The following is a 17,259-nucleotide window of genomic DNA, read 5'->3' as shown; positions in this document are numbered from 1 at the left end:
TCTCCTCGTTGATAGCGGTTCCGTCATCCTTCCATGCGACCCGTGTGACGGATCTGTGGACACCCTCGGAGGGTGCGGTGCCGGCGCCCTCCACTCGCCCGCCCGCCCGCCCGTCCGCGGTGATCCCTGCACCGCGATGGGTGCCCCGGGTTCCCGGGCAGTTCAGCCGGCCGCCACCCCTGTCGCCGAGCATCCTGGAAGGGACGGCCCGACCCACGGCCGCCGTCCCGGTCCGTACACGACACTCCGGGAGGCACCGTATGACCCGTGCCCGTCCGCCGCACGGAACCGACCGCCGCACTCTGCTCGCGGCCCTGGGCGCCACCTCCGTGGCCGCCGGGCTCGGCACCGTCCTCGACCCCGCGGAGGGCGGTGCCCCCGCCGCGGAGGCTGCCCCGAGGCTTCCCTCTCCGCGCACGGCTCCCGCACACGCCGCCACGACCCTGTCGACGGCCGCCGCGCCGAAGGGCAGCGGCAGCTACCGGCGCCTCGACCACGGCCCGGGCTGGGGGCGCGTGGTCCGGGAGGACGTGGCCGCCGCCCGCGGCCGGCGCACCGCCGACCGGACCGTGCTCGCCTCCTTCGTCCAGCTCACCGACCTGCACCTGGTGGACGTGCAGCACCCGCTGCGCACCGAGTACCTCCGGGCCGCACGCACCAACGGCTGGCGTCCGCAGGAGGCGCTGTCCGTCGCCGGCGTCGTCTCCCTGATCGAACAGGTCAACGCTTTGGACGGCGGGCCGGAGACCGGCGCCCCGCTGGACTTCGTGATGACCACCGGCGACAACACCGACAACAACTGCACCGCGGAACTGGAATGGTTCCTCACCGCGATGACCGGCGGTCGGATCACGCCGAACACGGGCGACCCGCAGGTCTACGAAGGCGTGCAGAACAGCGGCAACCCCGTCTTCTGGCACCCCGAGGCCGACCTGCGGGACGTCCACAAGGAGCTCGGCTACCCCCGCCTGGAGGGATATCTGGAAGCGGCCACCCGGCAGGTGGTCAGCCCGGGACTGACCGTTCCCTGGTACGGGACGGTCGGCAACCACGACGCGCTGCCGGGCGGCTGCTACGCCGGTGGCGACGCCTTCCTCGCGGACTTCGCCGTCGGCGACCGGAAGCTCTTCTCCCTCCCGGCGTCCGAGGGCATGGCCCTGTGGCGCCGCAGACACGACGGGCTCGACCCCACAGGCGTCCATTTCAAGGAACTGCTGCGGGCCCACGCCCGCGACATGCGCCCGGTCACGCCCGACCCGCGGCGCGCCCCGTTCACCCCCCGGGACTACGTCGAGACCCACCTGGACCCCCGCTTCACCGGCCCCGGGCCGGTCGGCCACGGCTACACCGAGGCCAACGCGGCCGAGGACCGCCTTTACTACAGCTTCCGCATCTCCGACGACGTGATCGGCGTCAGCCTGGACACCACCCGGCGCGGCGGCCACTACGTCGGGGCCGTCGGCCGCACCCAGCTGCGCTGGCTGGAGCGGACACTGCGCAGGCACCGCGACGACCGCGTGATCGTGTTCAGCCACCACACCTCGCAGAGCACGCCGGACGGCGGGGCCGAACTGGTGGACCTGCTGCGGCGCCACCCGAGCGTGCTGGCATGGATCAATGGGCACAGCCACCGCAACGAGATCCTGCCGCACGGTTCCTTCTGGGAGATCACCACCGCCTCCCACGTCGACTTCCCGCAGCTCGCCCGGGTCGTCGAGATCACCGACAACCGGGACGGCACCCTGTCGGTGTTCACCACGCTCATCGAGTCCGCCGCACCGCACCGCACCGACCACGAAGACCTGAGCCGTACCGGACTGGCCTCGCTCTACCGCGAACTGGCGTTCAACGCCCCGGGACGCAGTTCACGACTCGCAGGGGAGCCGAAGGACAGGAACACCGAGCTCCTCCTGACGGCGCGGTGAGAGCCTTGTGAGGATCGCTGCGCGGAGCGCCCGCACCGCGGTCCCGGCTGCCGGGGACGCCTAGGGTCGGCACCCATGTCCCTGCGCAGCGTCGCCGCCGCCGTCGCGGCGACCGTCGCCGTGGTGGTGCTCTCCATGAACTCCTCCGTGGCAGCCGATCTCCGGCACGCCCGCACCGAGGCCGTCATGGACGAACTCCTGCGGCAGCAGCGTGTGCCGGGCATCCTCGCCCGTGCCGAGGACGGCAGCGGGGTGTGGCACCGGGCGGTCGGTGTCGCCGACCGCTCCACGGGCCGACCGCGGCACCCCGGGGACCGCTTCCGCGCAGGAAGCATCACCAAGACGTTCGTCGCCACCGTGGTCCTCCAACTCGACGCCGAACGACGCCTCGACCTCGACGACACCGTGGCGGATCACCTCCCGGGCCTGGTCCGCGGACACGGCCACGACGGCCGCCGCATCACGCTGCGGCAACTGCTCGGCCACACCAGCGGCATCCACGACTTCACCGACAGCGCCTTCTTCCGGCACCGCTACACCGGTGCGGGATTCTGGCGCCACCGCTACGACACCCGCACCGCCCGCGAACTCGTGCGCACCGCGGTGCGCCACCGCCCCGCGTTCGCACCGGGAACGGGCTGGGGCTACAGCAACACGAACTACGTGCTCGCCGGCCTCGTCATCGAGGAGGTGACCGGGCACGGTTACGCGGAGGAGATCGAACGGCGGATACTCCGGCCGCTCGGGCTGCGCCGCACCTCGCTGCCCGGCACCGAGCCGCGCATCGACGGCCCGCACGGGGAGGCGTACTCCACCCTGTACCGCGGAACCCCCGGAGAACGGAAGCACGGGCCGCGGATGCACGACGTCACGACTCTGAACCCGTCCGTCGCCGGTGCCTCGGGGGAACTCGTCTCCACGACCGGCGACCTCATCCGCTTCTACCGGGCCCTGCTCCGGGGCGGGTTGGTGCCGCACCGGCAACTGGCCGAGATGATGACGACCGTCCCCACGCGCGAGGGACACGGTGACCGGTACGGGCTCGGCATCCGCGCGCTCGCCCTGTCGTGCGGCACGACGGTGTGGGGGCACGGCGGCGGCATCCACGGCTCGGGTTCGACCGCGGCCGCCACTCGGAGCGGGAGGCACGCCGCCGCGTTCAACCTCAACGCGGACTGGGTGCCGGGGCGCGTGAGCGGAGTGGCCCTGCTGGAAGCCGAGTTCTGCGGCTGACGAGCCCGAGCGGCACCGTCCCGGCGGGCCGTCTCAGCGCGGCAGCACCTGCAGCTCCGTGGCGGGCTCGCGGTCCGCGGCCGCCGCGAGCGCGGTGCGCACCACCGCGGCCTGGTGCTCGGGGGCCTCCCGGAGTCCGCCCGGGGTCAGGTGCACCACCGTGATCCCGAACCGTTCCAGCACCTCGCGCTGCTGCGCGTACGCGTCCCCGAGGAGATCCTCGCCCGCAGCGGCGCCGAGCGCACCGGTCGCCCGGCACCGCAGAGGGGCGTCGATGCTCACCGCGACGGCCTGATCCGGCCAGTACGCGTCCACGCCTCCCAGGAACGGCCCGCCGGGCAGGCGTAGTTCGACGTTCCAGCAGGGTTGGGGCACGTCCCGGGTGCGCACCAGCTCGTACAGTCGTCCCTCCGCCACCGAGCGGCCGGCGGCTACCAGGTCGTCGACGGCTCCGGCGACACGGACGGTGGAGAGCAGCCCGGCCTCGGCCAAGGTGTCCAGGAGCTCGCCGGGCTCGCAGTGGTGCTGTTCCACGGCCTCGGTGAGCAGGGCCCGTACCGCCTGCGGGTCGTCCGTGTGCGCGACGGCGTCGGCGAGCGCCCGGTGCACCGGTGCCACCGGCACGCCCGCGAGGACCGTGCCCGCGGGCATCGCCCCGGAGCCGCGGTGCACGACGCGGGCGAAGCCCGTGGAGCGGGGACCGCCGCTGCCGGGAACGAGCACGTCGATCCGGTTCAGGGCCGTCAGTGGGGGAGTGGCGGTGAAGCCGTGCAGTGCGAGTGCGGCGGCGCCGGTGATCAGTGCGGCCGGGCCGGGTGCACCGTCGTGCGGGTCGGCCGGTGCACAGCTCGTGCTGGCGTGCAGCAGGACGGCACGGAGCCTGTCCTGGCTGGTGGGCGTATCGGCGCGGAGCAGGAAGACATCGGGGAGCAGCATCCGCCACGGGCCGCCGGGGCGGCTGTGCTCCGCCGCCTCCAGGGAGGTGACGCCGTGCGCCCGGAGCACCCGAGCGGTCGTCACGCGGCAGTCGGGAAGCGGCGGAGGACTGTCCGCCGCGGCCGCGGGGTCATCGCGCCGCACGTGCTCCGGGAACCGGTCGGACGGAGAGGGCGTGAGGGGCAGGTCGTGCGTCATGGGGGTGGAATGCCCGTCGCCGGACGGCACCCAACGGCTGTGACGGAGTCGTCGACGAATCCGGACAAAGCCATGGCTCCGTCACCGTGCGGCCCGCCATCGCCGTGCCGGCCCCGGCACCCTGCCGTCCCCCGGTGCCGCGGGGCGCCGGGGGACGGGTTCCGGATTCCGCGCGGAGCAGCCGGTTCACTCCGCCGTCGCGTCGCACGCCCGGCCGCGCAGGGCGCGGGCAAGGTCGTCGCGCGCCTCCAGGACCAGGCGGCGCAGCGCCGGAGCCGCATCCGGGTGGGAGTCCAGCCACGCGTCGGTGGCGTCCACCGTGGCCTGCTCGGTCTGCAGGGACGGGTAGAGGCCGCGCACGAGCGACATGCCGATCTCGATGGACCGTGCACGCCACACCTCTTCCAGCGCCGCGAAGTAGCGGGCCGTGTACGGGGCGGTCAGGGCGCGCTGCCCGGGCTGGTGGAAGCCGCTGACGGTCGCCTCCACCATGGCGTTGGAGAGCCGGTCGCCGGTGACCGCGGCGTCCCACGCCTGTTCCTTGACCTCTGCAGAGGGCCGGGACGCCAGCAGCCGCACCTGGTGGCGCTTGCCGGAGGCGGTGTTGTCGCGGTCGAGTTCCGCGCCCAGCACGGCCGCGTCCGCGCGGCCGTGCGCCGCGAGCGGCTCCAGCAGTGTCCAGCGGAGCTCCTGGTCCACGTCGAGGCCGTCGACGGATGTGGTGCCCGCCAGCAGGTCCTCCAGCAGGCGCAGATCCCGGGGGCTCTCGGCCGAGGCGGCGAAGAAGCGGGCCCAGGCGAGCTGGTGTCCGCTGCCGGGCTCCGCCCGGTGGAGCTGCTCCCGCGCTTCCTCGGCGAGCATCCGACCGGCCTCCTCCCGGTAGCCGGGCGACACGTAGTGCACCTGGGCGGTCCGCGACCAGGCGTGCAGCATCTGGAGTACCCCGATGTCGCTCTCGCCGCCGGCGAAGCGCACCACCGTCCGCAGGAACTCGCGGGCGGGCAGCAGGGCGTCGCGGGTCAGATTCCACAGGGCGGACCAGCACAGCGCGCGGGCCAGCGGATCGGTGAGCGCTCCCAGGTGCTCCCGCAGCGTGGCCAGGGAGCCCTCGTCGAAGCGCACCTTGCAGTACGTCAGGTCCTCGTCGTTGACCAGGACGAGGTCGGGGCGTTCGCACCCGCTCAGCTCCGGTACTGCCGTGCGCATCCCGTCGACGTCGACCTCGGCGCGTGCGTAGCGGGTGAGCGAGCCGGCCTCGTCGAGCCGGTACAGGCCGACGGCGACGCGGTGCGGTCGCAGCACGGGGTGGCTCTCCGGCGCCTCCTGCAGCACCGCCAGCTCGCCGACGCGGCCCTCGGCGTCGGGTGTCACCTCGGGGGTGAGCGAGTTGACGCCCGCCGTCTGGAGCCAGGACTTCGCCCACTCGCCCATGTCGCGGCCGGAGGTCTCCTCCAGCACCGCGAGGAGGTGCTGCAGTCGCGTGTTGCCCCAGGCGTGCCGCCGGAAGTAGCGCCGGGCGCCCTCCAGGAACGCGTCGCGCCCGACGTAGGCCACGAGTTGCTTGAGCACCGAGGCGCCCTTGGCGTAGGTGATGCCGTCGAAGTTGAGCTTGGCATCCTCGAGGTCACGGATGTCGGCGGTGATCGGGTGTGTGGACGGCAGCTGGTCCGCCCGGTAGGCCCAGGACTTGCGGCGGTTGGCGAAGGTGATCCAGCCGTCCGAGAACCGGGTGGCCTCCACCATCGAGAACGAGCCCATGAAGTCGGCGAAGGACTCCTTCAGCCACAGGTCGTCCCACCACTCCATGGTGACCAGGTCGCCGAACCACATGTGCGCCATCTCGTGGAGGATCACGTTCGCGCGGCCCTCGTAGGAGGCACGGGTGACCTTGCCGCGGAAGACGAACTCCTCGCGGAAGGTGACGCAGCCCGGGTTCTCCATGGCTCCCAGGTTGTACTCCGGCACGAACGCCTGGTCGTACTTCCCGAAGGGGTAGGGGAAGTCGAAGTGCTCGTGGAAGAAGTCCAGTCCCTGTTTGGTGATGCGGAAGATGTCGTCGGCGTCGAAGTGCTTCGCCAGGCCCTTGCGGCAGAGCGCGCCGAGCGGGATCTCGAGTTCCGTGCCGTCCTGGGCGCGGCGCCGGTACACGTCGGTGACGTGGTGGTACGGGCCGGCGACCACTGCGGTGATGTAGGTGGAGATGGGCTGCGTGCGGGCGAAGCGGTGAACCGAGGCCCGGCCCTCGTCGAGCGGCTGCGGCTCTCCGGTCTCCGCCCCGTTGCTCAGCACGGTCCAGGAAGCGGGCGCGGTGACCACGAAGTCGAACGGCGCCTTCAGGTCCGGCTGTTCGAAGTTGGCGAAGACACGCCGGGCGTCGGCGGGCTCGTACTGCGTGTAGAGGTAGACCTCGCCGTCCTCGGGGTCGTGGAAGTGGTGCAGCCCTTCGCCGGTACGGCTGAACGCGCACTGTGCGTCGACCACGAGCTCGTTGTCCGCTGCCAGGTCGCGCAGTTGGAGGCGCGCGCCGTCGAAGTCGGTGTCGGGGTTGAGGGACCGGCCGTTGAGCGTGGCGGAGTGCAGGGCGGGCGCGATCAGGTCGACGAACGTCGCGGAGCCCGGTTGGGCGCAGCGGAACCGGATGGTGGTGGTGGACCGGAACGTGCGCGGCCCGTCGGCGGGCGGCGCCGTCAGCGCGGACCGCACGTCGAGAGCCACCTCGTACCCGTCGACGGTCAGCAGCTCGGCACGCCGCCGGGCCTCGTCGCGTGTCAGATTCTCACCGGGCACGTCCTGCTCCCTTGTTTCACAGCCCTACGTCGAACACCGGGGATCATCGCACGATGCCCGGTGCAGCATCATCGGGGAATGCCCCCGCGCGTCGACACGTTCGCGGGAGAGCGGATCCTCGCACGACGGAACGACGACCCAAGGAGCAGACGGCATGCCCGAGAAGACGTCCGCGGAATTCTGGTTCGACCCGAAATGCCCCTGGGCCTGGCTCACCTCCCGGTGGATGCTCGAGGTCGAGAAGGTGCGTGACGTCCACGTCCGCTGGCGTGTGATGAGTCTCGCCGTGCTCAACGAGAACAAGCTCGACGAGCTGCCCGAGGGGTACCGCGAGATGCTGCGCTCCGCCTGGGGGCCGGTACGGGTCTGCATCGCCGCCGAGCAGGAGTTCGGCAGCGAGGTGCTGGGGCCGCTCTACACGGCGCTGGGGACCCGGTTCCACAACCAGGCGCGTGAACAGGACCGCGTGACCCTGGTGGAGGCGCTGGAGGAGGCCGGCCTGCCCGCCTCTCTCGCGGACGCCGCCGACTCGGACAAGTACGACGCCGAGCTGAGGGCGTCGCATGCGGAGGGCATCGACCTGGTGGGCCAGGACGTCGGCACGCCGGTGATCGCGGTTCCGGGGGCCGACGGCGGGCGCATCGCCTTCTTCGGCCCGGTCGTCACGCCGGCGCCCAAGGGTGAGGCCGCGGGGCGGCTCTGGGACGGCACCCTGCTGGTCGCCTCGACTCCCGGCTTCTACGAGATCAAGCGCACCCGCGACGAGGCGCCGCGTTTCGACTGACGCCCTTCCCTCTCCGGCCTGGCTGTGGCGGGGCCCGCTCCACTGCTGTGCGTGCCGGTCAGCTCGCGTCGACCGGTGCGGCTTCCGCGTCGGCAGCGGCGTGCCGCGCGAGGCGCTGGCGCAGCAGCCCCACGGCCGCGAGCGCCAGCGTGAGTCCGCCGGTGAAGTACAGCTGCAGCCTGGTCTCCTCGTTCCGCGCCATGAGGACCAGCACCGCCGCCATCGCCGCGAGGGCCACCCAGCTCAGGAAGGGGAACGCCCACATCCGCACCACGAGCCTCTCCGGCTCCTCGCGCTCCAGGCGGCGGCGCGTGCGGATCTGCGACACCGCGACGAAGCCCCACACCACCAGAATCGCCCCGCCGATCATGTTGAGCAGCCAGGTGAAGAGGGTGTCCGGCCACCAGTGGCTCAACAGGACCGCGAAGAATCCGAAGGCCGACGAGGCCAGGACCGTCCTGCGCGGCACCCCACCGGAGACCCGGCCCAGGAACGCCATGCCCTGACCTCGGTCGACCAGGGAGTAGGACATCCGGGATGCCCCGTAGATGTTGGCGTTCATCGCGGACAGCAGGGCGACGAGCACCACCACGTCCATGACGGTCGCGGCCGCCGGTACGTTCAGGGAGTCGAGGGCGGCGGCGTACGGGCCGGCCTCGACAGCGGCGGAGTCCCAGGGCACCAGCGTGACGATCACGGCCACCGAACCGACGTAGAACACCGCGATCCGCCACATCGCCGTCCGCACGGCGTTCGCCACGCCCCGCACCGGGTTCTCCGACTCGGCCGCCGCGATGGTGACGGTCTCCAGGCCGCCGTAGGCGAAGACCGAGGCGAGCAGGCCCAGGATCAGGCCCTCGGAGCCGTGCGGGAAGAACCCGCCCTCGCCGAGCAGGTGGCCGGTGCCGGGGGACCGCGTGCCGGGCAGGGCACCGGCGAGGGCCAGCGCCCCCAGCACGAGGAATCCCACGATGGCGAGCACCTTCAGCAGGGCGAACCAGAACTCGTACTCACCGAAGTTCTTCACCGAGGTCAGGTTCGTGCCGCAGAAGACCAGCATGAACAGTGCGACCCACATCCACGACTCGGTCCCGGGGAACCAGCCCGTCATGATCTCTGCGGCGCCGATCCCCTCGACGGCCACCACCACGCAGAGGAGGAACCAGAAGATCCAGCCGACGGTGAAGCCCGCCCAGGGGCCTATCGCCCGCTCGGCGTGCGTGGAGAACGCTCCGGACGAGGGGTGCGCGGCGGACATCTCGCCGAGCATCCGCATGACCAGCATCACCAGGAGGCCGGAGGCGGCGTAGGCGAGGATCGCTGCCGGGCCCGCCGCCGCGATGGCGGCGCCGGAGCCGACGAACAGGCCGGCGCCGATGACGCCACCCAGCGCGATCATGGACAGGTGGCGCTGTTTGAGACCGTGGGAGAGGGGCGTGGGGGAGGTGGGGTCCGGGCCGGCCGTTCCCTGCGGGGGTGCCGACTGTTCCGTTGTCGTCATGGGCATGAGGGCCGTTCGTCGGTGCGGGTCGTAGGCGGGGTCCGCGCGATGCGGAACCTTGTGTTCCGGTGGTCCGGTGCCGACAGCGTCCCGTTCGACGGCAGCCGCCTCCCCGGGTGTCCAGCATTCGGACACCCGGACCGCGTCCGGGCGCCGACCGGGTACGCCCCGGGCACGGGCGCCTCCGGGGCGTGAGTTAGCGTCGAGCGGTCCGACCCCGACCTTCCGACGACCGGAGCGCACCATGTCCGCCCTGACCAGCACCGCACACGCCGCGCGGCCCGGAACCGTCCTCGCCGACGTCCTGCCCGCCACCAGCAGCGGGCGGGCCCACGCCCGGAACGCCGCCCTCGTCGCCGGAGGCGCTGTCCTGACCGGCCTGGCGGCCCAGCTCTCGGTGCCCGTGCCCGGCTCCCCGGTGCCGGTCACCGGACAGACCTTCGCCGCGCTCCTCGTCGGAACCGCCCTGGGTGCCCGGCGCGGATTCCTCTCCCTGGGCCTGTACGCCGCCGCCGGCGTCGCCGGGGTCCCCTGGTTCTCCGAGGGGGCCTCCGGCGCCGCGATGCCGTCCTTCGGCTACATCCTCGGCATGATCCTCGCGAGCGCCCTGGTCGGGGCCCTCGCCCGGCGCGGAGGCGACCGCGGCCCGCTGCGCATGGCGGGAACGATGGCCGCCGGTACCGCCGTCATCTACGCCGTGGGCGTGCCGTACCTGGCTCTGGCGACCGGTATGACCGCCCAGCAGGCCCTGGCCGCGGGCCTGGTGCCGTTCCTCATCGGCGACGCCCTCAAGGCCGCGCTCGCGATGGGCGCGCTGCCGGCCGCGTGGCGGCTCACCGGGCGCAGCGACTGAAGCGGTCCGCCGCCGCCCGGGGACCGGCGCCCGGGCGGCGGCGGACCGCTGCACCACGGCGCGCGCACACCGCGTGCACGGGTCTCCTAGACTGCTCGCATGCGCGTCTACCTCGGCTCCGACCACGCCGGTTACGAACTCAAGAACCACCTCGTCGAATGGCTGCGGTCCGCCGGGTACGAGCCCGTCGACTGCGGACCCCACCTCTACGACGCCCAGGACGACTACCCGCCCTTCTGCCTGCGTGCGGCCGAACGCACCGCTGCGGACGGCGAGTCGCTGGGCATCGTGATCGGCGGCTCCGGCAACGGCGAGCAGATGGCCGCCAACAAGGTCAAGGGCGTGCGCTGCGCGCTGGCCTGGAGCGAGGAGACAGCGGCCCTGGCGCGGGAGCACAACAACGCCAACGTGGTGAGCGTCGGCGCCCGCATGCACTCCACCGAGGACGCCGTGAGGTTCGTCGAGACCTTCCTCGGCACCCCGTTCTCGGGGGACGAGCGGCATGTGCGCCGCATCGACATGCTCTCCGCCTACGAGATCACCGGAACCCTGCCCGACATCCCGGCGCACCACCCGGCACAGGACGACTGACCGCGCCGGACACCGTCCCGCGCGGTCCGAGGCCGGGAACGCCGGGAACCGGGAGGAACTCCATGCCCGAGGGGCACACCCTGCACCGGCTGGCGGCGGACTTCCGCGACCGGTTCGCCGGCCGCACCGTCCACGCCACGAGCCCCCAGGGGAAGTTCGCCGACGGCGCCGCGCTGCTCGACGGCCGGGAGGCCGAGGGCGCCGAGGCACACGGCAAGCACCTGTTCCTGGCGTTCACCGAGGGCGCCCGCGTCCACGTCCATCTCGGCCTCTACGGCACCTTCCGGTTCGCGGAGGGGCCTGCGGCGGCACCCGTCGGCCAGGTCCGGCTGCGGATCGCCACCGAGGAGACCTGCGCGGACCTGCGCGGCCCGACCCGCTGCGCGCTCGTCACCCCGCAGGAGGCCCGGGCGGTGGCGCAGCGGCTCGGACCGGACCCGCTGCGGGCCGACGCGGACCCGGACCGGGCGTGGGCCCGCATCTCCCGCAGCCGCAGCACGGTCGCGGCACTGCTCATGGACCAGAAGGTCGTGGCGGGTGTCGGGAACGTGTACCGCGCCGAAGTGCTCTTCCGCCATGGCATCGATCCCTACCGCACCGGACGCGACCTCACGCGCGACGAGTGGCAGGCTCTGTGGGAGGACCTGACCCGTCTGCTGCGGCAGGGAGTGCGGGACAACCGCATCGACACGGTCCGCCCGGAGCACACCCCCGAGGCGATGGGGCGCGAACCGCGGGTCGACGACCATGGGGGCGAGGTGTACGTGTACCGCCGTGCAGGCGCTCCGTGCCACGTCTGCGGCGGTGCGATCCGCACCGCCGAACTCGCCGCGCGCAACCTCTTCTGGTGCCCGGCCTGTCAGCAGCGCTGACCGTCGCCGGGCCCGGACCGTTCGACGCGGGCGGCGATGGTACGGGCGCACACCAGCGACTCGGTGCGCGTGGTGTCGACCTCCAGGTCGTAGGAGACGCCCCGGTGGACGTGCTCCGCCTGCGAGGCCGCCATCCCCGCCACGCGATCGCCGCGTGCGAGCTCACGCCCGGCGGCGACCGTGCTCGCGCACCGGACCCCGACCCACAGCACGGGCAGTCCGCCCAGTGCCCTCTGCCACCGCCGCTGCGACTCGGCTCCGCCCAGGAAGACGTCGTCGACGATAATCCTCGCTCCCGCACGGGCCATCGCCGCGACACCCTCCGTCCAGGCCGCCTCCAGCGCCCGGAAGTCCTCGCCGACGCTCACCCCGCCGTCGGTACCGAACACGATCCCGCCGTCGGACGCCCGCATCCTCGCGGGCAGGGCGTCCACGAACGCGTCGCAGCCGAAGGCCGGCCACGGGTCCGGCAGCACGGCCTGCAGGCACCTGACGATGCCCGACTTCCCGGAACTGGAACCGCCGTTGAGGATAATCATCCGTGTCGTCACGGGCTCACCGTAGGGCGACTCCCGCGCGGTGCGCCACGGAATTCGGCGTCGGCGCGGGTCAGAAACCGTGCGGGTTCCACGGCGCCACATCGCTGAGGAACGCCCGCGAGGCCTCCGCCACCGCGCCCTTCCGCTTCTCCCGCACCCGTCCTGCCGCGGCCAGTGCGGAGAGCGGGGTGCCGCCGAGAAGGACGGAGCCCAGCTCCCGTGCCGTCAGCGCGAGGTCCGCCTCGCCACGGGCCGGGACGCACTCGGCGCCCCGCGAGTCCCCCGTCAACCGCCATCGCCCCTCGTTCCAGGGGCAGAAGGGGTCCTCCACCTCGAACACCACGTCCACCGGGGCCGCGTACGCACGGCAGCCGAGGGCCTCGGCCACGTCCACCACCCGCAGGTGGATGCCGTCGCGGAGGGCGACGTGGCAGCGGCGCACATCGGTCACCATGTGCAGCCACGGGTCGTCGAGCGGGCGCCCGTCGACGACCAGCCGGCACGTCAGGTCGGTCTCGAAGAGGAACCGCAGCAGCGCGCCGTGTGCCGCGGGGTCCAGTGCCTCCAGGTCGTGCAGGAGCACCTCGCCCTCGGCGTTGTCCACCTCGTCGGAACCGGCACGTACCGCGTAGCGGGCGTAACCGCACAGCTCGCCGTCCCGTTCGGCCAGCACGCACTGCACCGGGGTGGCGCCACGACGATGGCTCGGCGGGTCGTGCAGCGGGACGCGCTCCCACCCCGGACGGCGTTCCAGCATCCCCGGCCGCAGCGGCACCCGTGCCGCGTAGAGCCGTTCGCACGCCGCCACCACGGCGTCGTCGCCGGCCTCGACCAGGCGCAGTCGTACGGCGTCCGCGCCGGGAGGCGGCACCAGCCCCGCGCGGAGCGTGTCCACCCGGGCGGTGATCTCCTCACTGGCCGCGCCGAAACCGAAGCGCCCGTAGATGGCCGGTTCGGAGGCGCGCAGCACCGCGAGCGGTTCGCCGCGGTCGTGCACGTCGTCCAGCAGCCGCCGCATCATGGCGGTGAGTACGCCGCGACGGCGGTGCGTCGGCTTCACACTCACCATGGTCACGCCGGCTGTCGGGACGACCGTGCCGCCCGGCACCGTCATCCGGAAGCTGAACGCGCCCGAGGTGCCGCACATCTCCCCGCCGTCCTGCGCCACGAGCGACCGGGAGTGTTCGATCACCCCGCTCCACTTGTCCCGCGACTCCGGGGCGAACGTGGTGCCGAACGCGGCACGGATGACGCCGTACCAACCGTCCAGATCGTCCGGTTCGTCGCGCAGCAGGCGCAGCTCGGTGTCCATGGGCCATGCCTAGCAGGGAGCGGCCCGTCCGGCGAGTGATTTTCGTCTCCGCCCGACACGCCCCGGGAGCACGAAGCCCGAGGGCGCACGGTATCTGTGGAAGGTCCGGGTCCGCACCAGGAATCGACGCTTCGGTGGCGAGGTCGCTAAGGTCCCGGGACATGGCACTACGGCGCGCGGGCGGCAGACCTCCGGCGGCCCGGCTGCTCCAGGCGAACAAGGCGTGGCACCGGGTCCGTACCGCTGTGCGCCGTTCCGCCGTGGACTACTTCCGCGGCGGAGGGCCCGACTGGATCGCTCTCGGCGCTCTGCTGCTGACCCTCCCCGCCATCACGACGGCCACCGTCGTGAACCCGCAGTGGTGCGCTCCCGAGATGCTGGCCCTGCCCGTGATCGCGGGCGGACTGCTGCTGCGCCCCGCCAGCCTGCTCGTGCTGTACGGGGCCGCGGCCGCCGCCCTGATCGTCGAGGCGGCCGTCCTCGCCCCCGTCGACTCGGGCGTCCGTGTGGTGACCCCGGGGACCATCCTGGTGGTCGCCGCCGTCGGGGTGTCCGGGCTGCTGGTGGCGCAGTTCCGCCGCCGTGTCGGCGTCCCCTGGCGACGCGGCGGCACCATGCTCTTCGACCTGCGGGAACGCATCCGCGTCCAGAGCAGGCTGCCCGCCGTGCCGAACGGCTGGCACCGTGAGATGTCGCTGCGCCCCGCCGGCGGGCAGTCGTTCTCCGGCGACTTCGTGGTGGCCGCCCGCACCGGACCGGAACGCCGCACGTTCGAAGTGGTCCTCACCGACGTGTCCGGCAAGGGCATGGACGCCGCGTCGCGGGCACTGCTGCTCTCCGGCGCCTTCGGAGGGCTGCTCGGTTCGCTGCCCCCGCACGACTTCCTGCCGGCGGCCAACGGCTACCTGCTGCGCCAGGAGTGGGAGGAGGGCTTCGCCACGTCGGTGCACCTGGTGCTGGACCTGGACTCCGGCGACTACGAGCTCTACTCGGCGGGCCACGTCCCCGCTCTGCAGCGCGACGCGGGCGCCGGGCGCTGGGAGGCCGTCTCCGCCGAGGGGCCGCTGCTGGGTGTGTACGACGGTGCGCAGTTCGACCCGGTGAAGGGCCGGCTGCGGCAGGGCGACGTGCTGATGCTGTTCACCGACGGACTGGTGGAGACGGCCGAGCGGGATCTCATGGACGGCATGGACCGACTCACCGGAGAGGCAGACCGTTACGTCCCGGGCGGTTTCGAGGGGGCGGCCTGGCACCTGATCGAGGCGGTGGCCGGCGACGTCAACGACGACCGGGCCCTGCTGCTGATCTCCCGCCGCTGAGGCCGTCCGCCCCGGCCGCTCCGTCACCCGCCCGCCCCACCGGGCACCTGCTGTGTCAGCCGCTCGCGCCGGCGGGCCGCCGGGTGCGCGGACCCTGCCGCGCCCCCGGCTCCGTGTCACGGCTGGCGGTGCTCGGCTCCTCGCGCGGGTCCTGGCGGAAGAGCCAGGACATGTCGGGTTCGATGGCGAAGCGGAACACGGCCCGCACCGGTGCCGTGCACAGGGCCGTCATCAGTGCTCCCGCGAGCAGCGTGATCGCCAGTCGGCTCAGCGGGTGGTCCATCCCCGCGAGGTCGTCCCACTGGAACTCCCGGAACACCTTGATCGGGTACGTGTGCAGCAGGTACGCGTACAGCGTCCCGGCGCCCAGCGCGGTGAACCAGTGGCGGCCCTGCGGCACCCAGTTCAGGAAGCAGGCCGTGAGCAGCACCGAGCAGCCGAAGAGGGCCAGGTACATCGCTCCTCCGGCCCAGGCGGGCACTCCGAAGGCGGCTGCACTGTCGGTGTGGAGCAGCCAGTTGGGATCCATCCGCGGAACGAGCCAGTACGTGAACACCGCGGTGGCGAGGAGGACGGCCGCGGACGGTGCGCGCAGCCGGTACTGCTTGACGCGTTCCAGGTGCTGCGGGCGGAGGTGGAGTCCGAGCACGAAGAACGGGAGGAACTGCAGCACCCGCATCATGTTGTAGTCGTCGCCGACGCTGGGCGTCACGCTCGCGAGAAGACCGATCGCCAGGGCGACGGGTACCGGCTGCCGAAGCCGTCGCCACAGCGGCGTCGTCAGCCGCCAGATGAAGAGCGCGGCGAGGAACCACAGGGCGAAGTTCGGCCGCTGCACGCTGAACTCCTGGCCGGGATGCGCCAGGAGGCGCATGAAGAGCGTGAAGGCCACCTCGCACACCAGGTACGGCACCACGATGGTGGTGACCAGACGCTGGATCTGTGCCGGCCTGCCCGTGAAACTCCGCGACAGATAGCCGGAGATGATGCTGAACGCCGGCATGTGGAAGGCATAGACCAGGAGGTAGAGGGCGGCGACGGTGCGACTGTCGTCGCGCAGTGGCGCCCAGGCGTGACCGATGCCGACGAGCAGGATCGTCAGGTACTTCGCGTTGTCGAGGAACGGATCGCGGGACGCACTCCGCGGATCCGGTGTCGACACGGCGGGTGTCCCGGCGGGGTGTGTCGCGCTCTCCGCCGGCTCCGGCCGACGCGGGGAGCGCCGGCGGGGCAGCAGGGAACGCACATTACGAACGTGCAACATTGACGGAACACTAGTCACTCTTTCCGCTCGAAAGGAAATCCCGCCCACGCCCCCTCGGGTGTCTCCGCATTCTCGGTGCTGCGACTGGGTGAAAACGTTTCACGCCCCGCCCCACCTGCTCCGATGCACGGGAAGAGGTGATCGTGAAAGAGCTGGAAAGAAGTCTCGGCGGGTCCGTGAATGAATGTGCAGCGCCGGGCTCGGCGGTGCGTGGCGGGGAAGTGCCGAGAATCACGGAATCATCACGACGTGGAATCCGGTGGGGCTCCCCGCTCGTCCGGTCCCGTGGGCGGGACCGGGCGAGCGGGGAGCCCGGCACGTGCCGCATTCCGGAGCGCCGGGCCCGCCTCCCGTGCGGCCCCGGGGCGGGGTGCGGCCCCGATGCGGCGTCAGACCGGCCCATCGTCACTGCGGTTGATGGCACGATGGAGCCGACGAGGGCTCCGAAGGCGGGTCCGGCGGGTCAGGTGCGACGAGGGCAAGGGTGTGATCGATGTGGAGATTTCGCTGTCGGTGGTGCTGCTGCTGGCGATCGTTCTCGTGGTGATGATCAAGGGCGGCTCCATCAAGCCGGGTCCCGCGATCGTCGCGGCGCTCTTCGGCTTCTTCCTCGCCGCCAGCGGCGCGGCCCCGCCGATAAACGACTTCCTGCAGTCCGTGGCCAGCACCATCAACAACATCGGCTGAGTCGCCGGTGCTCCGGCCTTCCCCGGCACTGTGGACTCCCGGGGAACGGTTCCCCGGCCCGTACGACGTTCGGCCCGGCCCCTGGGAAGAGGGGCCGGGCCGAGCCGGCAGGACGCACGTGTCCTCGTCGAGAGCGGGCGACGGGAATCGAACCCGCGTAGCTGGTTTGGAAGACCAGGGCTCTACCATTGAGCTACGCCCGCGTGCACCGCACGGGACAGGCCGGGTGACGGCCCGTTCCGCTGTCGTTGCGGCACGGAATGCATCGTACGGCATGTACTCTACGTGTCGCACCGACGGGGTGTGGCGCAGCTTGGTAGCGCGTCCGCTTTGGGAGCGGAAGGTCGTCGGTTCGAATCCGGCCACCCCGACCACGTAGTATGGCCGCATTGCGCGTACCTGTGTCGTGTCCGCATATTCATGCCGCACTCGGGGCGCCCCATTCTCATACCCCCAGC

At 72.3% G+C, this 17,259-nt stretch carries 14 protein-coding genes and 2 tRNA genes; 9 read left to right on the top strand and 7 right to left on the bottom strand.

The genetic code is table 11. The features are described 5' to 3' along the window. Positions 1 to 260 precede the first annotated feature (260 nt). Positions 261 to 1,925: a TIGR03767 family metallophosphoesterase gene (locus tag ACL06G_RS10165; RefSeq protein WP_412785882.1), complete on the top strand. Its 1,665-nt coding sequence runs from the start codon at positions 261 to 263 to the stop codon at positions 1,923 to 1,925. 75 nt (positions 1,926 to 2,000) lie between these two features. After that, positions 2,001 to 3,158, top strand: coding sequence for a serine hydrolase domain-containing protein (locus ACL06G_RS10160; RefSeq protein ID WP_412785883.1), 1,158 nt, complete (start codon positions 2,001 to 2,003; stop codon positions 3,156 to 3,158). Between the two features lie 33 nt (positions 3,159 to 3,191). Here the strand turns inward: ACL06G_RS10160 and ACL06G_RS10155 are convergent, their stop codons facing one another. Both ACL06G_RS10155 and pepN read right to left on the bottom strand, forming a co-directional pair. Then, a complete protein-coding gene (locus ACL06G_RS10155) occupies positions 3,192 to 4,292 on the bottom strand; it encodes a hypothetical protein (protein ID WP_412785884.1) in 1,101 nt (366 codons plus the stop codon). Between the two features lie 186 nt (positions 4,293 to 4,478). Beyond that, on the bottom strand, positions 4,479 to 7,079 hold the full coding sequence (pepN, locus tag ACL06G_RS10150; RefSeq protein WP_412785885.1) for an aminopeptidase N: 2,601 nt from the start codon (positions 7,077 to 7,079) through the stop codon (positions 4,479 to 4,481). A gap of 154 nt (positions 7,080 to 7,233) precedes the next feature. On the opposite strand from pepN, the gene ACL06G_RS10145 reads away from it, so the two are divergent. Next, complete coding sequence (locus ACL06G_RS10145; protein ID WP_412785886.1) at positions 7,234 to 7,863, top strand: mycothiol-dependent nitroreductase Rv2466c family protein; 630 nt, start codon at positions 7,234 to 7,236, stop codon at positions 7,861 to 7,863. 58 nt (positions 7,864 to 7,921) lie between these two features. Here the strand turns inward: ACL06G_RS10145 and ACL06G_RS10140 are convergent, their stop codons facing one another. Next, positions 7,922 to 9,370: an amino acid permease gene (locus ACL06G_RS10140; protein ID WP_412785887.1), complete on the bottom strand. Its 1,449-nt coding sequence runs from the start codon at positions 9,368 to 9,370 to the stop codon at positions 7,922 to 7,924. Between the two features lie 238 nt (positions 9,371 to 9,608). Between ACL06G_RS10140 and ACL06G_RS10135 the strand changes: the two genes are divergently transcribed. The 3 genes from ACL06G_RS10135 (at position 9,609) to ACL06G_RS10125 (ending at position 11,680) form a co-directional block, all read left to right on the top strand. Beyond that, on the top strand, positions 9,609 to 10,217 hold the full coding sequence (locus tag ACL06G_RS10135; RefSeq protein ID WP_412785888.1) for a biotin transporter BioY: 609 nt from the start codon (positions 9,609 to 9,611) through the stop codon (positions 10,215 to 10,217). A 99-nt stretch (positions 10,218 to 10,316) separates the two neighbouring features. Next, on the top strand, positions 10,317 to 10,808 hold the full coding sequence (locus ACL06G_RS10130) for a ribose-5-phosphate isomerase (protein WP_412785889.1): 492 nt from the start codon (positions 10,317 to 10,319) through the stop codon (positions 10,806 to 10,808). 62 nt (positions 10,809 to 10,870) lie between these two features. Then, positions 10,871 to 11,680 carry an Fpg/Nei family DNA glycosylase gene (locus ACL06G_RS10125; RefSeq protein ID WP_412785890.1) on the top strand — a complete coding sequence of 270 codons (810 nt, stop codon included), beginning with the start codon at positions 10,871 to 10,873 and terminating at the stop codon, positions 11,678 to 11,680. Here ACL06G_RS10125 and cpt read toward each other — a convergent pair. Continuing rightward, positions 11,668 to 12,219, bottom strand: coding sequence for a chloramphenicol phosphotransferase CPT (gene cpt / locus ACL06G_RS10120; protein ID WP_412785985.1), 552 nt, complete (start codon positions 12,217 to 12,219; stop codon positions 11,668 to 11,670). The two genes, ACL06G_RS10125 and cpt, sit on opposite strands and share 13 nt — an antisense overlap. A 70-nt stretch (positions 12,220 to 12,289) precedes the next feature. Then, positions 12,290 to 13,531: a GNAT family N-acetyltransferase gene (locus ACL06G_RS10115; protein WP_412785891.1), complete on the bottom strand. Its 1,242-nt coding sequence runs from the start codon at positions 13,529 to 13,531 to the stop codon at positions 12,290 to 12,292. Positions 13,532 to 13,692: 161 nt separating this feature from the next. Here ACL06G_RS10115 and ACL06G_RS10110 point away from each other — a divergent pair, with 161 nt between their 5' ends. Next, complete coding sequence (locus tag ACL06G_RS10110; RefSeq protein WP_412835753.1) at positions 13,693 to 14,850, top strand: SpoIIE family protein phosphatase; 1,158 nt, start codon at positions 13,693 to 13,695, stop codon at positions 14,848 to 14,850. Positions 14,851 to 14,905: 55 nt separating this feature from the next. On the opposite strand, the gene ACL06G_RS10105 is transcribed toward ACL06G_RS10110, so the two are convergent. After that, on the bottom strand, positions 14,906 to 16,012 hold the full coding sequence (locus ACL06G_RS10105) for an acyltransferase family protein (RefSeq protein WP_412785893.1): 1,107 nt from the start codon (positions 16,010 to 16,012) through the stop codon (positions 14,906 to 14,908). A 597-nt stretch (positions 16,013 to 16,609) separates the two neighbouring features. Between ACL06G_RS10105 and ACL06G_RS10100 the strand changes: the two genes are divergently transcribed. Then, positions 16,610 to 16,801, top strand: coding sequence for a hypothetical protein (locus ACL06G_RS10100; RefSeq protein ID WP_412785894.1), 192 nt, complete (start codon positions 16,610 to 16,612; stop codon positions 16,799 to 16,801). 132 nt (positions 16,802 to 16,933) lie between these two features. Here ACL06G_RS10100 and ACL06G_RS10095 read toward each other — a convergent pair. Continuing rightward, positions 16,934 to 17,004 (bottom strand) — tRNA-Gly (locus ACL06G_RS10095). 94 nt (positions 17,005 to 17,098) lie between these two features. On the opposite strand from ACL06G_RS10095, the gene ACL06G_RS10090 reads away from it, so the two are divergent. Then, positions 17,099 to 17,175: transfer RNA gene (locus tag ACL06G_RS10090), tRNA-Pro, on the top strand. Positions 17,176 to 17,259: the final 84 nt, after the last annotated feature.

This window comes from Streptomyces callyspongiae, from assembly GCF_047200695.1.
Taxonomy (GTDB): domain Bacteria; phylum Actinomycetota; class Actinomycetes; order Streptomycetales; family Streptomycetaceae; genus Streptomyces.
This window is presented reverse-complemented; position numbering and strand designations above follow the sequence as displayed.

Coding starts and splice junctions, on each gene's coding strand:
- cpt (WP_412785985.1), bottom strand. CDS start 12,219: ATGATTATCCTCAACGGCGGTTCCAGTTCCGGGAAGTCGGGCATCGTC.
- ACL06G_RS10135 (WP_412785888.1), top strand. CDS start 9,609: ATGTCCGCCCTGACCAGCACCGCACACGCCGCGCGGCCCGGAACCGTC.
- ACL06G_RS10155 (WP_412785884.1), bottom strand. CDS start 4,292: ATGACGCACGACCTGCCCCTCACGCCCTCTCCGTCCGACCGGTTCCCG.
- ACL06G_RS10140 (WP_412785887.1), bottom strand. CDS start 9,370: ATGCCCATGACGACAACGGAACAGTCGGCACCCCCGCAGGGAACGGCC.
- ACL06G_RS10160 (WP_412785883.1), top strand. CDS start 2,001: ATGTCCCTGCGCAGCGTCGCCGCCGCCGTCGCGGCGACCGTCGCCGTG.
- ACL06G_RS10115 (WP_412785891.1), bottom strand. CDS start 13,531: ATGGACACCGAGCTGCGCCTGCTGCGCGACGAACCGGACGATCTGGAC.
- ACL06G_RS10145 (WP_412785886.1), top strand. CDS start 7,234: ATGCCCGAGAAGACGTCCGCGGAATTCTGGTTCGACCCGAAATGCCCC.
- ACL06G_RS10125 (WP_412785890.1), top strand. CDS start 10,871: ATGCCCGAGGGGCACACCCTGCACCGGCTGGCGGCGGACTTCCGCGAC.
- ACL06G_RS10130 (WP_412785889.1), top strand. CDS start 10,317: ATGCGCGTCTACCTCGGCTCCGACCACGCCGGTTACGAACTCAAGAAC.
- ACL06G_RS10165 (WP_412785882.1), top strand. CDS start 261: ATGACCCGTGCCCGTCCGCCGCACGGAACCGACCGCCGCACTCTGCTC.
- ACL06G_RS10110 (WP_412835753.1), top strand. CDS start 13,693: ATGGCACTACGGCGCGCGGGCGGCAGACCTCCGGCGGCCCGGCTGCTC.